11 protein-coding genes are annotated in these 16,472 nt (G+C 49.7%); 3 read left to right on the top strand and 8 right to left on the bottom strand.

Features of this window, described 5'->3' with window-relative positions:
- Positions 1-176: 176 nt before the first annotated feature.
- From LMG33818_RS04275 to LMG33818_RS04255, 5 genes are all read right to left on the bottom strand, one after another.
- On the bottom strand, positions 177-878 hold the full coding sequence (locus LMG33818_RS04275) for a response regulator (RefSeq protein ID WP_442322101.1): 702 nt from the start codon (positions 876-878) through the stop codon (positions 177-179).
- Between the two features lie 241 nt (positions 879-1,119).
- On the bottom strand, positions 1,120-2,535 hold the full coding sequence (locus LMG33818_RS04270) for an ATP-binding protein (RefSeq protein ID WP_442322100.1): 1,416 nt from the start codon (positions 2,533-2,535) through the stop codon (positions 1,120-1,122).
- 332 nt (positions 2,536-2,867) lie between these two features.
- Positions 2,868-3,842 carry a LysO family transporter gene (locus tag LMG33818_RS04265; RefSeq protein ID WP_442322099.1) on the bottom strand — a complete coding sequence of 325 codons (975 nt, stop codon included), beginning with the start codon at positions 3,840-3,842 and terminating at the stop codon, positions 2,868-2,870.
- A gap of 206 nt (positions 3,843-4,048) precedes the next feature.
- The gene (locus tag LMG33818_RS04260; protein ID WP_442322098.1) at positions 4,049-4,918 is read right to left on the bottom strand and encodes a hypothetical protein; all 870 of its coding nucleotides are present in this window, start codon (positions 4,916-4,918) and stop codon (positions 4,049-4,051) included.
- Between the two features lie 155 nt (positions 4,919-5,073).
- Positions 5,074-6,024, bottom strand: a complete 951-nt coding sequence (locus LMG33818_RS04255) for an NAD(P)-dependent oxidoreductase (protein ID WP_442322097.1) — start codon at positions 6,022-6,024, stop codon at positions 5,074-5,076.
- 423 nt (positions 6,025-6,447) lie between these two features.
- On the opposite strand from LMG33818_RS04255, the gene pyrG reads away from it, so the two are divergent.
- The 3 genes from pyrG to eno all read left to right on the top strand — a co-directional run bounded on the left by pyrG (position 6,448) and on the right by eno (position 10,484).
- Positions 6,448-8,109: a CTP synthase gene (pyrG, locus tag LMG33818_RS04250; protein ID WP_442322096.1), complete on the top strand. Its 1,662-nt coding sequence runs from the start codon at positions 6,448-6,450 to the stop codon at positions 8,107-8,109.
- The gene (gene kdsA, locus LMG33818_RS04245; RefSeq protein WP_442322095.1) at positions 8,109-8,984 is read left to right on the top strand and encodes a 3-deoxy-8-phosphooctulonate synthase; all 876 of its coding nucleotides are present in this window, start codon (positions 8,109-8,111) and stop codon (positions 8,982-8,984) included. The genes pyrG and kdsA overlap by 1 nt, the downstream gene beginning before the upstream one ends.
- Before the next feature lie 207 nt (positions 8,985-9,191).
- Positions 9,192-10,484 (top strand): phosphopyruvate hydratase, encoded by a 1,293-nt coding sequence (gene eno / locus LMG33818_RS04240; protein WP_442322094.1) that lies wholly within the window; start codon positions 9,192-9,194, stop codon positions 10,482-10,484.
- 797 nt (positions 10,485-11,281) lie between these two features.
- Here the strand turns inward: eno and eat are convergent.
- From eat to mutS, 3 genes are all read right to left on the bottom strand, one after another.
- The gene (eat, locus tag LMG33818_RS04235) at positions 11,282-12,667 is read right to left on the bottom strand and encodes an ethanolamine permease (RefSeq protein WP_442322093.1); all 1,386 of its coding nucleotides are present in this window, start codon (positions 12,665-12,667) and stop codon (positions 11,282-11,284) included.
- A gap of 596 nt (positions 12,668-13,263) precedes the next feature.
- Positions 13,264-13,587 carry a ferredoxin FdxA gene (gene fdxA / locus LMG33818_RS04230; RefSeq protein ID WP_442322092.1) on the bottom strand — a complete coding sequence of 108 codons (324 nt, stop codon included), beginning with the start codon at positions 13,585-13,587 and terminating at the stop codon, positions 13,264-13,266.
- Between the two features lie 205 nt (positions 13,588-13,792).
- Complete coding sequence (gene mutS / locus LMG33818_RS04225) at positions 13,793-16,360, bottom strand: DNA mismatch repair protein MutS (protein WP_442322184.1); 2,568 nt, start codon at positions 16,358-16,360, stop codon at positions 13,793-13,795.
- Positions 16,361-16,472: the final 112 nt, after the last annotated feature.

Here is a 16,472-nt window from a genome sequence, read left to right as displayed (position 1 = left end):
AATACTGGAAAAAAGCATCTTTGGATGGAATTTTCAGACGCTACAGAATCATGACGACTAAAAACTGTCTTTTGGGAGATAACATTTTTCAATAAAGTGCAGTTAGATAATTGCTGCAAAGATGCCCCGCTGAAGACATTTCATGCCTTCAGCGGCAGTGTCGGTAACCGCCTGTTTCAGATAGGTTCAGGCATGTATTTATAACCCACACCATAGACTGAATGGATGATCTCGCGGTCAGGCCACGCATCGGCAATCTTCTTGCGCAGCTTTTTGATATGACTGTCGACGGTTCGTTCAGACACAATACGATGGTCACGATACATCTGCTCCATCAATTGTTCGCGCGAATAGATACGCCCCGGGCTATTCATCATGACGGTCAACAGTTGAAACTCGATGGCTGTTAGCCCCAGATCATTACCATCTGCCATTGCGCGCCAACCTTCGCGGTCAACAACCAATCCCTCAACGTCATGCGCTTGAGTCAATACACCCTCACTTCCTTCAGGTTGTGTGACTCGACGCATGAGTGCCTTGACTCGCGCCACGACTTCACGAGGGGAAAAAGGCTTGCAGATATAGTCGTCTGCGCCAATTTCCAGCCCAAGTAAGCGGTCGATCTCTTCGACCCGAGCAGTCAGCATGACAATCCCTGTATTCGGGTATTGTTGGCGAATTTCCCGGCAAAGCTCAAGTCCATCACGCCCGGGCAACATGACATCCAGTAACACTACATTGACTGGATTATCTTCGAGCCAGGGCATGACCGTATCCCCATTGGTCAGATGATGCGTGCTATAGCTATTGCTTTTGAGATAGTCGGCGACCAGTTCAGCAATCTTGGGTTCATCTTCGACGATTAGAATGTCGCTCACTTGCTGTCTCCCTATCCAAATATTAAGACGTTGACCAACGCTATGTTGACTGTAGTATGGGTCCAAATGTTGAATACCTTGCTGAAAGAAAACCACACTGCCAACATGCGACATTGTCGAGTGCCTGTCTCGCACTCCGAGAGGTCATGTGTTCTTTCATTTTCATGGCCGGTATCCGATATGCTGAACGTCTGCGATCAGGCGGTCTCTCTTTCGACATGATCCCGAGTGACGGATTACTTTAGCGCTTGCCTGATTGCGTACTGCAAAGCGGAAATTTGATTACCCAGCATAGTCCACCCAAATCCGAGTGGCGAGGTTCCATCGTACCATCGTGCATTTGTACCAACGCCTGCGCAATGGAGAGCCCCAGCCCATTACCACCACTTTTGCGATTTCGCGAAGGATCCAGGCGGAACAATCGTTCCGTCAGGCGCTCCAATGCTGCATCTGGCACACCGGGCGATGAATCTTCCCAATGTACCTCGGCATAGCCATTTTTCTGTTTCAATGTGACACGAATGCTGCCAGGGGCATCGGTATAGGCAATCGAGTTATCCAGCAGGTTACGCCATAGCTGACGCAGGCGATAGCGGGCGCCCTGAATAAAGACGCCCTGCTCGATATCCACATTGAGCTCAAACCCCTCATTCAGTGTCGCGGCGCGGCGATCTTCGAGCTGTGTGTTGAGCAGATAACCTATATCAAGCCGCTCGAAAGGTGCATCCAATCGGTGGCTATCGGTTTGTGCCAGCAGGCGAAGATCGTTGACCAACCGGCTAAGGAGCTCGACTTCCTGCAACAGAGAACGCAGGTTATCGGCATTCATGGGGCGCACGCCGTCCTGCATGGCTTCGAGTTCCCCTTTCAGAATAGCCAATGGCGTGCGCAATTCATGTGCGATGTCGGCTCCCCAGCGCTGGCGAGCCGCACGGTTTTGTTCAAGAGTTCGCGCCAGTGTATTGATATCGCTGGAGAAACGTGACAGCTCGTCCTGCCCGTGAGTAGGAAGGCGTACGCGATAGTCACCCGATGTGAGTGACTGTGTCGCCAATGCCATCATCCGTGCACGTCGACCCAGCCATAAGGCAATCCAGCCAGCGAGAATCAGAGAGGCCGGGAAGAGCGCGAACAGGATAATGGCGAGGTTACGCAGCTGGTTTGTCAGGAAGAAACGATCCAGCGTGCTGGAGAGATGGTGTGGCGTCGAATACCCCAATTGCCCAACTGTTTCACCATCCACGATGATGGGCACGCGCCGCATATCCGGTGGCGGATGGTGACGCCCCTGTATTCTGACACCCTGTGCATCGAAGAGCACAAATTGGCGTGGGTCAGCCAGTGGAGGAATGAATTGGGTATCTGAATCCGGAGCACGAGAGGGGTCGAAAAAGGTTCCGTGACTTCCGCCAATGGAATCACGCAATACATGTGACCAGGCATCCTGCGTATCGAGCCAGTCCCAGCTCTGCTGCTGTTCCCACCGTTTGCTGAGGATATTGACAATCGTCACGATCTGGTGGCGTTGCCCTCGCTTGATATAGTCAAGGAAGCCACGATCAATACTGTGTGCTACGGAAAAGTAGATCACACTGCTGATCAGAATGTTAACCAGCAAAATCGTAATGAAAAGTCTGATACTTAATCGGTTAAGCATGGCCCGCACTATTGTCCTTTAGACACCTCATGTGTCTGTCATGATATTCGTTCCAGTCTACCTGAACCACTGTTCAGAGTGAGGGAATCAATGTGCAATTGCTGTGACGACATGCATCCGGAGTGTGTGCTGTTTTTCGTTGCCAATCTATCTGATTATTTGATTGAAAAGTGGTCACTTCTTCTAGGTTTTCAAATTCATATAGGTGTTTAAATTCATATAGGTGTTCAAACTTGACCGGAACAGGCTAATTTTCTCATCCGAGTTGTCCATATGAATTATAGAGAGACATATATGCATTCTACCCGTGGTTTAACCAGGCCATGTCCAGACTACCGGGCAAGCATGGGCAGTATCACCATCATTAGTGGACTGGCCAGCGATAATAAAAAACCACTGCACAATGCCAGAGGGAGTACGGCAATACCTCCCTGGCGGCGTATCAGCGGTAGGGTGACATCCATCGCGGTAGCTCCGCAGTAGCCGATGGCCATGGGTATCCCACGCTTGAAAAGGAAAGGCATCAGCATGATGGCAATGATTTCTCGGGCCAGATCATTACACAGTGCCAAACCACCATAATAAGGCCCCAGCAGATTATTCAGCATGACGGAAGAGAGCGAATACCAGCCGAACCCTGAGGAGAGCGCGACACTGGCCGCTAGAGACATATGCAGGAATGGCATGCTACAGATACCTGCCAAGGCCGAGCTGATGATCACAGCAACTGCCATGGAAACGCCGACACGGTTCATCAATAGACGTTTAAGTGAAACATTGGCATCCCTCAATTGGTGGCCGATCAGCAAAAGAAGAAGGTAGATCAGCAGGGTCACCATGGAAGAGGCTGCATGGGATAGGGGGCTGCAGGCTTCACCCAATGCAATACCCATCACGACCAACAGAACAGGAAGTAGCGCACTACGTAAAGAGCATATCACCCCCGCGCTTGCTTCTGGTTCAGCATTATCCCATGTTTCATCCGAATTGGCTGAAGCACTTGCAAAGGACATGGTAGATGAAGCTCCGGATATCGAAGAGCGTTTTACTATCTTCACGACTACCCATAACCCCAGCAGATTGAAGAAAAGTATCAATCCTGCCAGCACCACCGTCTGCCACCATAGCTGCTGCAACTGTTCCATCCAGTGAGGTAATGAAGTCAGACTTGCCCCCATCAAGACAAGGATGAGGTAAATTTCCATTCCAAGGATGTGGGTCAGGAGAGTTTCTATCCGTCGTGACAAGGGGGGAAGGCCATAGCCGATCAACAGCGGAAGTAGTAGTAATACCAGTTCCAGAATCATGATGAGAGCGTTTTCATTCGTTGTGTGTAAATTATTCTGCTGCCGTGAACGAGGGTTATACTAGGAAAGAGGATAGAGCGCCAGTTATGCACCTATGCAGAGAGGCGCTGACGTGTTTCTTCAATTCTTGCAAACAGGTTCCCTGTTCCAGCTGGATAGAAGCCCCGTGCTCAGTTGATACAAGGATAGTCAAGATCACGTCTGTGTCATTTTATTGCCATCCGTTGGCTGCTTGATTTTATAGATTGCTGAGCCGCTCGTTTGGTGGGTGCAGGCTTGAACGAGGTTAGGGTCATTACGCTATCCAGTTTGTCATTTCGGTAATAATCCACCTTGACCATTAATCCCGGGTAACGTGGATCCGAATAGAATTCGAAACGACGTGCCTTGTGTTGTGGCATAGTGACTTCGATATGTACGCTTGGCCACGCGCCCATGGCAGTCTGAAGTCGCTCTTTTCCCAAGATACGATAATGGACAATTTGCGGCTTCTTCTTATGATCAATATACGTAATGGTACAGGCTGGCTCAGTTGTCGATGTACAACTGGAGTGTTGCGTATTCAAGGCAATGTCCAACAACGCGGTTTGACGATCCGGAAGTGGGCCTACCTGTTGTGGGTCAAAACGAAAAGTCTTGCCGAATCCAAAAACATGGTACGTACTGTAAAAAAGATCGGGTACCAATCCTGATGATGCCTGCCTGAACTGGCTGTACTCCAGACCCGTTGCAAAATGTACGGAGCCATGCATTTGTGTCTTCCATTCTCCATCGGGAAGGGTGTTCAATGTTTGATCAACTATAGCCGTGGGCCAACCATCAGCTTTCAACTGATATTCCGCATTAAAAGGATAAAGTGTGGGCTGTAATGAGTGTGCCTGCTTTTGTGAAGACATTGTTTGTGAAGACATTGATTGTGAAGACATTGATTGTGAAGACACAGGCTGCGAAGATGAGGCGGGTGATAGTAGAGGATGAGGATTAGCCATCACTGGCATACTAATCGCGGCAGAAAGCCCCAATGTGAAAGTTCTTATTGAGAGCGTTTTTATGGGTACAGGGAAGAGCCATTTCATCAGTGTGCTCCCGATTGTTGGACACATGCACACACGACATTTTTTCGAAGTGAAATTGTTTCGAAGTGGATTTGTTTCGAGGGGAATGAAGACCGTCTGATTCGAAATGCTCGACACAATCCTATCCAGCAGTGTTTCATAAAGTATTTTGTAAATTACCTTGAGATGATGACATGACGAAGGGGCTCTCCTCTGTAAAAGGCGCGCACATTGGCAATCGCCGCCTGTTGCATGGCTGTTTGCGCTTGTTGTGTGTGGGGCGCCAGGTGCGGACTCAAAATAACCCGTTCATCGTTCAGGAGCGCTTTTGGAACGTGCGGTTCATGTTCGAAAACATCCAGCGCCGCACCCTGTAGTTCACCTGCCTTTAATGCGGCTATCAACGCCTTTTCATCAATGACATATCCACGCGAGATATTCACCACATAGCCTTGAGTGCCCAGACGCGCCAAGATGTCAGCGTTCACAGCATGTCGATTGTTGTCGCCCGCTCTCACGGCAACGACGAGTACATCCGCCCACTCTGCAAGTGCACTCAATGTTGAGAAATAAGGGTAGGGAGAGCCTTCATGCTGAGTGCGGCCATGGTATGCCACTGACATCTCCATGGCTGCCGCCCGTGTGGCAATGCGTTTGCCAATTTCGCCTAGCCCATAGATACCCAGCTTGCGCCCCACCAATCCTGGGGAGAGAGGTATGATGTTGTGGATACTGCCTGTCCAAAGTCCATCCCTAACAAAGGTATCGTTTTCTCGAACGTGTCTTGAGCCTGTCATTAGCATGGCCATCGCGTACTCGGCCACGGCGGAAGCATTGGCAGCGCCGGCATTGGTTAGCGTGATCCCGTGGCGACGTACCGCATCGAGGTCGATACGATCATAGCCTGTCCCATAGCAGTGAATAAGCTCAAGCGCAGGTAAGGCTGCCAGTAGCTCATCACCAATTGGCAGGCCGCCCTTGGTCATCATGACACGAGCGTTCCGTGCCTCAGGAGGCAACGCTTGAGGAGCCATTTCTGCCATGGGGCCAATAAAGTGATAATCGTCGCCAAGGCCTTTTTTCAACGAGTCGGGCAGAGCATACGTCATGAGAATAGGCGTTGACATAATAAGGACCTCTTGCCGGTCATGATTGTTTTTCTTCATGCTAGCGGAAATCCGGTGAAATTCGAACCTTTCAGAGTAGATGAAAGGGAATTTGCTCTCCAAACGTTGCTCATTTACCGGTTTTACGTTCTTGCCTGAATGAGCGTCTTGAATAAATGACCAGATGTTTAATACCCTCTTTTGGCGTGACAATTTGCCCTTCAATAGGGCGGATTGAAAATTGAGTCAGCGTAGAAAATCTGCTATTCTGATATCCCATCCAAGGCATGGTGTTTGCTCTGTGTTTTCTTCCGGTGCATTACCCTTAGCGCCTTTGGGATCGGTCAACGTCGATCCCCATTCATCCTGGCTTTCACAGCACTTTTATCCAACATCTCCCGCTAGCCTGTGTGCTATTGGGGGCTCGGCTTTTATGGGCTTTTCATGACTCGATACATCTTCGTCACCGGTGGCGTGGTTTCTTCCTTGGGCAAGGGGATTGCGGCGGCTTCTCTCGCAGCTATCCTAGAGGCACGGGGGCTGAAAGTAACCATCCTCAAGCTTGATCCCTATATCAATGTGGATCCGGGCACAATGAGCCCGTTCCAGCATGGCGAGGTATTTGTGACCGAAGATGGGGCTGAAACAGACCTCGATCTTGGTCACTATGAGCGTTTCATTCGTTCACGTGTTACCCAGCGTAACAACTTTACGACTGGTCGCGTTTATGAACACGTTCTGCGTAAAGAGCGCCGTGGCGATTATCTGGGTGGCACAGTGCAGGTGATTCCTCACATTACGGATGAAATCAAGCGCCGTGTGATTGCCGGTGGTGAAGGATATGATGTCGCATTGGTCGAAATCGGCGGTACCGTAGGGGACATTGAATCACTGCCTTTCCTTGAGTCCATTCGCCAGATGCGTGCCGAATTGGGAAGCTCACGGGCCATCTTCATGCACCTGACACTGGTGCCCTATATCAAGACCGCTGGTGAAACCAAGACAAAACCGACTCAGCATAGTGTGAAAGAGCTGCGTTCAATCGGTATCCAACCTGACATCCTGCTCTGCCGCAGTGAAGTGGATATAGAAGAAGCCGAATGCCGCAAAATTGCCCTGTTTACCAATGTCGAACAGCGTGCGGTTATTCCATTGGTAGATGCCGATACAATTTACCGCATTCCCATCATGCTGCATGAAAAAGGGCTGGATGAAATCGTTTGTGACAAGCTTCGTATTGATGCTGCACCGGCTGATCTTAGCGAGTGGATTCACGTTCTCGATGCCAAGCTCAATCCGTTGAAAACCATCAATATTGCGATGGTAGGCAAATACATGGATTTGCTGGATGCCTACAAGTCTCTGAACGAAGCCTTGATTCATGCGGGTATCCAGACGCGCGTCAAGGTCAATATTGAGTATATTGATTCCGAAGAGATCGAGCGCGTGGGTGTTGAGCGTCTTGAAGGCAAGGATGCCATACTGGTGCCCGGTGGATTCGGTTCCCGTGGTGTAGAGGGCAAAATTGCCACAGCACGCTGGGCACGTGAAAACAAGGTGCCATATTTGGGCATTTGTTTGGGTATGCAGGTCGCTGTGGTTGAATATGCGCGCAACGTGGCTGGTTGGGAAGATGCGGCGTCTACCGAGTGGACGTTCGACACCAAACATCCGGTCGTTGGGTTGATTTCCGAATGGATCACACCTGAAGGCAATATCGAAACCCGTGATGAAAGTTCCGATCTGGGCGGCACCATGCGTTTGGGCGCTCAGACCTGCCGCCTTGCTCCCGGATCCAAAGCCAGCGAGATCTATGGCTCTGAAGAGATTGTTGAGCGTCATCGTCACCGCTATGAAATCAATGACCAATTTGTGCCTGATCTTGAAAAGTCCGGCCTGATTTTCTCTGGGCGCAGTGTGGACAACTCATTGGTGGAAATGGTCGAGCTGAAGGATCACCCCTGGTATGTTGCTTGCCAGTTCCACCCTGAGTTCACTTCCACGCCGCGTGACGGCCATCCGCTGTTTACCGGCTTTGTGAATGCGGCGCTTGAACATCGTGCAGAGCGTCAGGCGCGTGCAACACAGCGGGAGACGCAAGAATAATGAGCACTTCCCATCAAGCACGAGCAGGCGTAGTTCAGCATACGATTGATGTGGCTGGATTAAAAGTGAGCAACGAATTACCCATTACCCTGTTCGCGGGCATGAACGTTCTTGAGTCACGCGAATTGGCCCTGGAAACCGCAGCAGCCTACAAGGAAGTCACTGAAAAGCTGGGCATTCCCTATGTATTCAAGGCGAGTTTCGATAAGGCGAATCGTAGCTCGATTACTTCGTTTCGTGGCCCCGGGCTGGAAAAAGGCTTGGAGATTCTGGCTGAAATTAAAGAACGCTATGATGTCCCGTTGATTACGGATGTACACGAGCCCTGGCAAGCAGCACCCGTCGCTGAAGTGTGTGATGTGATTCAGCTGCCTGCTTTCCTTGCACGCCAGACTGATCTGGTTGTAGCGATGGCGAAAACTGGCGCCGTGATCAATATCAAAAAGCCTCAGTTCATTGCACCGCATGAGATGAATCACATTATTCGCAAATGTGAGGAGGCAGGTAATAGCCGTATTTTGCTCTGTGAGCGTGGAACCAGTTTCGGCTACAACACGCTGGTCGTCGATATGCTGGGCATGGCTGAGATGAAAGAAACAGGCTTTCCTGTATTGTTCGACGTGACGCACTCACTGCAACGCCCCGGTGGCCGTAGTGACAGTGCAGGGGGCCGGCGTCAGCAAGTGGCCGAATTGGCGCGTGCCGGCGTTGCGGTAGGTATCGGCGGTTTGTTTCTTGAGGCACACCCTGATCCGGATCAGGCGAAGTGCGATGGTCCCAGTGCGTTACCGCTGGATAAACTTGAGCCATTTCTCTCTCAAGTGAAGGCATTAGACCAATTGGTTAAGGGATTTCCCCCTTTAAATGTGAAGTAAATGAAAAAGCCCCTCTCATGAGGGGCTTTTTTTTGGTATGTTGCTTTGACACGTTATTTTCTTTCACGGCTGATCCAAATGACATGTTTCAGAGAGTGTATTCAGTCGTGAAAGAGGGATAGCGAAACTGTCACGAGCACGTTGGTTCGCGACACTAGGGTGTTTTCCACCGCCCGATAGGCGTTAGTACATTAAGGATACGTTGTAATGGCAAAGATTGTTGATATTCAAGGGCTAGAAGTACTGGACTCTCGCGGTAACCCAACCGTATACGCAGAGATCGTTCTTGAAGGTGGCGTAAAAGCCAGCGCTTATGCGCCGAGTGGTGCCTCTACCGGTTCACGCGAAGCACTGGAGCTGCGTGATGGTGACAAATCACGCTATCTTGGCAAAGGTGTAACCAAAGCCGTGGGCGGAATCAACGGTCCTATCCGTGATGCACTGATCGGCTTTGATGCCGCTGATCAACGAGCACTGGATAAAAAGTTGCTGGAGCTGGATGGTACTGACAACAAGGAAAACCTTGGCGCCAATGCGATTCTAGCGGTTTCCCTGGCCGCGGCTCGTGCAACGGCACAGGAAAAAGGGGTCGAACTCTACGAGTATATCTCTGAGCTGTATGGTCAGCCGGGCAAGTACTCCATGCCATTACCGATGATGAATATCCTGAATGGTGGTGAACACGCAGACAACAATGTCGATATTCAGGAATTCATGGTACAGCCGGTGGGAGCCAAAACCTTCGCTGAAGGTCTCCGCGCAGGGGCTGAAATTTTCCATGCACTGAAAAAGGTATTGTCTGGCAAAGGTCTGGCGACCTCTGTTGGCGATGAAGGTGGCTTTGCACCCAACCTTGATTCCAATGCCGAAGCGCTTAACGTTATTGAGCAGGCTGTCAGCAATGCGGGTTATAAACTGGGTGAAGATATCACTCTCGCACTTGATTGCGCAGCTTCCGAGTTTTACAAGGATGGCAAGTATGTCCTGAGTGGCGAGAACAAATCCTATGATTCGGCTGGGTTCGTGGATTACATTGCCGAATTGGTCAACAAGTATCCGATTATCTCTGTAGAAGATGGGCTTGATGAATCTGACTGGGATGGCTGGAAACTACTGACCGAAAAACTGGGTAACAAAATCCAGCTGGTAGGCGACGATCTCTTCGTGACCAATACGCGTATCCTGAAAGAAGGGATCGAGAAAGGCATTGGCAACTCTATCCTGATCAAGTTCAACCAGATCGGTTCGTTGTCTGAAACGCTGGATGCCATCAAAATGGCACATGATGCAGGCTATACCTCTATTATTTCCCACCGTAGTGGTGAGACCGAGGATACTACCATTGCCGATCTTGCTGTCGGGACAAGTGCAGGGCAAATCAAGACCGGTTCACTCTCGCGCAGTGACCGTATCGCCAAGTACAACCGCCTGTTGATCATCGAAAAACAGCTGGGTGAAAAAGCCCCTTACAATGGTCGTAAGGAAGTGAAAGGGCAATAAGTACGGTGACTGTTTACCCGCCAAAAAAGCGTTCCATTACTTTATATAGGGAATGCGATATGAAGGCGTGACGTAAGCAGTTAAGGCGTAAAGCAAACGGGGAGCTCTTTGAGCTCCCCGTTTTTAGTCCCCTAAATGGTGGTTATATAATGGATATACAAGTAATTGCGATACAACCTAATGTAATTATATTGTATATGCATTTACCTTTTTCTTTATAACTTTTTTTTATCTGTGTTGTTCCTGTTACAAAGAAATAAGCAATGAATGCACCTATCAGTATTTTACCTAATACCATATCATCAATCATAGGCGACTCGTATTGTATTCAGTAGATAAGCTATGTGTTGCTGATGAGACTACTAAGTCCCTGCTAAGCGCTCCAGCGATTGCTCCGGCTGCAGCACCCCAGTGACTGCCTGTGCTTAGCCAACCAATAGTGGCGCCTTGTAAAGCTTTTGCCCAACCACCACCACTCACTTGCTCGACTTCTTTTTCTTCCAACACGCGCATGTGGATATCCTTTTTCAGAATAAAACGTGTTAGTCAGTGGAATAACCTATCGGGATAATTATTCCACATACTGATTTTTAGGATAGTGAAAAATATTTGTCAATAAATATTTTAATGTATAGGAATAGATATTCCGTATATATTTCTATCTACTTGTTTCTGTTTGGATTTATAATATTGATGTTCATATATTTATATTTAGCCATATACGAGCCATCAGTCATTTACTCTCAAATCCGTGTTGATTGATTCCCTGCCGCTAAAGGGCTGGACAAAAACAATGATCAGTCCCGTGTATTACCCTGACGCCCAGACAGTTTGAAATATGCATAGCCTATCAGCATAAATACAATGAAGATCAACGCTATTTCGAGGTTGAACCATACCATAGCGATCAGGCAGATCACTGAACACAGAAGCGCCAACGCAGGAATAACGGGATACCCCGGCGCACGGTAGCTACGCTCTAGATCAGGTGCTGTTTTCCTCAATTTGAAGAGGCTCAACATACTGGTCAGGTACATAACAATAGCGCCAAATACTGCTAGCGTTATCATGGCTGCTGTCAGGTTCATGCCTTCGATCGTGACTCCATCGCAGAGGATGGCTGCTATTCCCACGATACCTCCTGCAATGATGGCGCGGTGAGGTGTCTTGAAGCGCGAAAGTTTCGAGAGATTATCAGGGAGGTAACCCGCACGAGCCAGTGCAAAAAACTGACGGGAATATCCCAGAATGATGCCGTGAAAACTGGCTATAAGGCCGAACAGGCCAATCCAGACCAGCATGTGCATCCATATTGAATGAGCACCAATAACCATACGCATGGCTTCTGGAAGGGGATCATTGATATTGGAGAGGGTTCGCCAATCGCCCGAGCCTCCGGCAAAAAACATCACGCCCATCCCTAATATCAGTAGTGTCAGAATACCGGAAATATAGGCGCGAGGGATGGTGCGGCGTGGGTTCTTGACCTCTTCGGCAGCCATGGCCGCGCCTTCAATAGCCAGGAAGAACCAGATCGCAAAGGGAATGGCAGCGAATATGCCAGAGAACGCAGAGAGCGAAAAGTGGTCTTGACCAGCCCAGCCATGCACGACAAAGTTATGTACGCTGACGCCGGGCGAGACGACGCCCATAAACACAAATAACTCGATGACTGCCAGAATAGTAACAATCAGTTCGAAGGTCGTCGCAATCTGAATCCCCACAATATTCAGGCCCATAAAGATAATATAGGCTCCGATGGCAGCATATTTCGGGTTCAGTTCAGGAAATTGGACATTCAGATAAGCGCCAATCGCCATGGCAATTGAGGGCGGCGCAAAGACAAATTCAATGAGCGTAGCCATCCCTGCAATCAACCCTCCCATTTCACCAAAGGCGCGGCGACTATAGGCATAAGGCCCACCTGCGTGGGGGATCGCTGTCGTCAGCTCGGTATAGCTGAAGATGAAGCAGGTATACATGACGGCGATAAAAAGGGATGTCACCAGGAAGCCTAATGTTCCTGCGACGCCCCAGCCATAACTCCAGCCGAAATACTCACCGGAAATAACCAGACCAACGGCGATGCCCCATAATTGAAGGCTACCTATTGTGGGTTTGAGTTGTGCAGAAGTACCACTTGTTGAAAGTGGATCATGTGGACGTGAGTCACTGGTTTTCATTGTTATGCAACTTTTTATTATCTACAGATATAGTTATGGGTATATTGCCGTGAATATATTGTTAGCCAAGCGCAGAATAGTTGGAATGTCTGTGACATTTCGGATGGAAACAATAGTGAGAATATTTCAGGCAATTCGGGAGCATAGCCGTTGTTTGTTTTGATTATTGAACGGTTTTACTGTTGTAAGTGCTACGATTATGAGCATTGATGCCATGAGTACACCGGTAATGGCAGATAGCTCATGATGCATGCCTAGCGTACAAGGAATGAGCTGAGTACGCACCTCTTGAAAACACTATTTTCAATGGAATGCATCTATCATGATGAGGAATTTGATACATTCAAGTGCAGAAGAAGGCATGCAAGGCTGCTTCCAATAGTGTGTACATACCGCATAAGGTGAGGGAAGAGTACTTCGAATAATCGCCTGTAGATTGTATTGTTTGCCGGGATATAAAAAGAGCATTAGGCAGGAAGGTTGAGCGATGCTCTTGCGTATATATCGATGGTTAGCCAGCGTGTTAATCAACATGAGCTGGCTGCATCGATAGTGTCATTCAAACTGGCATTTAAAAATAGCGTTTAGAAACGGGCTTATTTTTCCAGATACTGGAATTTGTCCGGTTTTCCATCCCATTCTTCTGCATCGGGGAGGGGATCCGTTTGTTCGCTGATATTTGGCCACTCTTCGGCCAGTTCGGCATTCAGCTCAATGAAGTGCTCCTGACCCTTTGGCACTTCATCTTCAGAGAAGATCGCTTGTGCAGGGCATTCGGGTTCACATAGGGCACAATCAATACATTCATCCGGATGGATGACGAGAAAGTTGGGGCCTTCGTAAAAGCAATCCACAGGGCAAACGGACACACAATCCGTATATTTGCAGCGGATGCAGTTTTCAGTGACAACAAAGGCCATGTTGTTTTCTCCTCACAACTAAATATTCACGAGTACTGGTTTTTACAGGCTGTGATCGCCCATGAACGCTGAATTTTCACGCGCTATTATAAATCTATCCGAATTTATTTTATTGCCTGCCTTTCACGGCCCAGCGAAAGAGGCTCTTTTGGGGGCTATTCTAGGGGCTGACACGATTATCGTCGAGCACTTGATAAAATTACCCTTAAAGCAACCCTTTCAATTGATAGAGTAACTCCATGGCCTGCCGCGGGCTGAGGTTATCTACATCCACTGTTTCCAATGCATCTACTACTGGATGAGGGGGATGTGCGAATAGGTCATCCTGCACAGGTGCCGTATCATGTGATCTTTGCACGTTATCTGTTTCTTCCCGTGAACTGGCTTCCAAATGCTGAAGTTCTTCACGCGCGCGCTGGATCACGTGGCGAGGAACACCTGCCAGCTGTGCGACCTGCAACCCGTAACTCTGGCTGGCCGGGCCCTGCTCAACACGGTGCATAAAGACGATACCTTCACCATGTTCAGCGGCCGTCAAATGCAGGTTGGTGATACTCGGGTGTTGTTCAGCGAGTCGTGTCAGCTCGAAATAATGGGTCGCAAATAACGTGAAGGCACGCAGGCTAGCAAGCTCTTCAGCGGCAGCCCAAGCAAGTGAAAGGCCATCAAAAGTACTGGTGCCGCGACCAATCTCATCCATCAATACCAGACTCTCTTCTGTGGCATTGTGGAGAATATTGGCAGTTTCAGTCATTTCCACCATGAAAGTGGAACGGCCACCGGCGAGATCGTCGCTGGATCCGATGCGGGTAAAGATGCGATCAATGGGGCCAATATCCACACGCTCGGCAGGCACAAAACTACCGGTGTAGCTGAGCAGAGCAATCAGTGCATTCTGACGCATGTAGGTTGATTTACCCCCCATGTTGGGGCCAGTAATCACACACATGCGGTGTGTCTCATTAAAGATCAGATCATTGGGAACAAACGGCGTTGTAGACACATGTTCTACCACAGGGTGGCGCCCTTGAATGACTTCCATACCCGCTTCTTTCTGAAGGTTTGGTCGTGTGAAGTCCAGCGCAATGGCTCGATCCGCAAAGGCCGTAAGAACGTCCAGTGCTGACAATGAAGCCGCTGTATCCGTCAGTTCACGCAAATAGGTATTCAGCTGATCAAGCAACCCATCGTAAAGCAGTTTTTCACGCGCCAATGCCCGGGACTTTGCGGAGAGGGCTTTGTCTTCAAACTCTTTGAGCTCTGGAATAATAAAGCGCTCGGCATTTTTCAGAGTCTGGCGGCGAATGTATTCGGGGGGAGCTTCCTGTGCCTGACCGCGGGGAATTTCAATGAAATATCCGTGCACTCGGTTATAGCCGACTTTCAGGCCACTTAGCCCTGTCCGTGCCTTTTCCCGGGTCTCGAGGGAGACCAGGTAATCCCCCGCGTGCTCGCTCAAGCCGCGGTATTCATCCAATTCTGCATCGTAACCGGCCTTGATTACGCCCCCGTCACGGATCACAGCGGGAGGTGTTTCGATAATCGCGTTTGCCAATGTATCAGCCAGTTCAGGATAGGGGACGATATGCTGGCGTAATTCATCGAGGATGCTTCCCGATGCGAAATTGGCAAGGGACTGGGCCAGTTCAGGCAATTCTGCCAGTGCATCGCGTAATCGGGCCAAATCGCGTGGACGAGCACTTTTCAAGGCCACACGGGCGAGGATACGTTCGATATCCCCGATCCGTTTTAGAGGGCCATGAAAAAGATCAATGGCATCCGCTTCAATCAAGGCAGCGACGGCGGCCTGACGTGCTTCGACACGATGTTGCTGGCGCAAAGGCCTATTCAGCCATCGCCGTAAAAGGCGTCCGCCCATAGGGGTTGCCGTTGTATCCAATACTGATGCCAGTGTATTGGTGCCGGTGCCCCCCAGATTGATGTCGATTTCAAGGTTTCTTCGGCTGGCTGCATCAATCACAACCGCTTCATCTCGCTGTTCCACACTCAGTTGCGTCACATGGGGAAGGGCGCCACGTTGCGTGTCACGCGCGTAATCGAGCAATGCCCCGGCTGCACGTATGCCATCGGTCAAATGGTCAGCGCCAAACCCTTTAAGATCCTGTACCTGCAATTGATCGCACAGCATGCGTTCAGCGCTTTGGAGATCAAATAGCCAGTCGCTCTGACGACGCAAGCCCTGACGCTTTTCCAGTCCTTCAGGTAAAGGTAGGGTTTCCGGCACTAAAAGCTCTGCAGGATTCAATCGTTGCAACTCAGCCAACAGCTCAACATCGCCGGTGACTTCGAGAGCACCAAAACGACCACTTGCCAATTCGAGCCAAGAGATACCCCACTGGCGTGATTCAGTAGGTACGCCCTTGTCTGCCGGGCGGCTGGAGATCGCTACCAACAGATTATCGCGGCTCGCATCCAACAGGGCTTCATCGTGCAGCGTTCCCGGTGTCACAATGCGGACAACGCGGCGCTCAACAGGTCCTTTACTGGTGGCTGGATCACCGATCTGTTCACAAATGGCAACGGATTCGCCCATTTTTACCAGGCGGGCAAGATAGGATTCCGCACTATGGAAGGGAACTCCTGCCATGGGAATCGGTGCGCCATTGGAGCTTCCCCGCGCGGTTAACGTAATATCCAATAGTTCTGCGGCCCGTTTGGCATCATCGAAGAAAAGCTCATAAAAATCCCCCATCCGATAAAACAGCAGCACATTACGATGTTCGTGCTTGATTTTCAGATACTGGGCGATCATGGGCGTATGCTGGGATGAAGAATCGCTGGAAGCCACGGTCTCGCTGAACTCCTGATGTGGAACATTGAGGTTGAAATGACAGGAACGGATACGTGAAAGCCCAATCGTCGTT

Origin of the sequence: Cernens ardua (genome assembly GCF_051251085.1) — a bacterium.
Taxonomy (GTDB): domain Bacteria; phylum Pseudomonadota; class Gammaproteobacteria; order Pseudomonadales; family Halomonadaceae; genus Cernens; species Cernens ardua.
The sequence above is the reverse complement of the archived record's forward strand: the minus strand, read 5'-3'. Positions and strand labels throughout refer to the sequence as shown.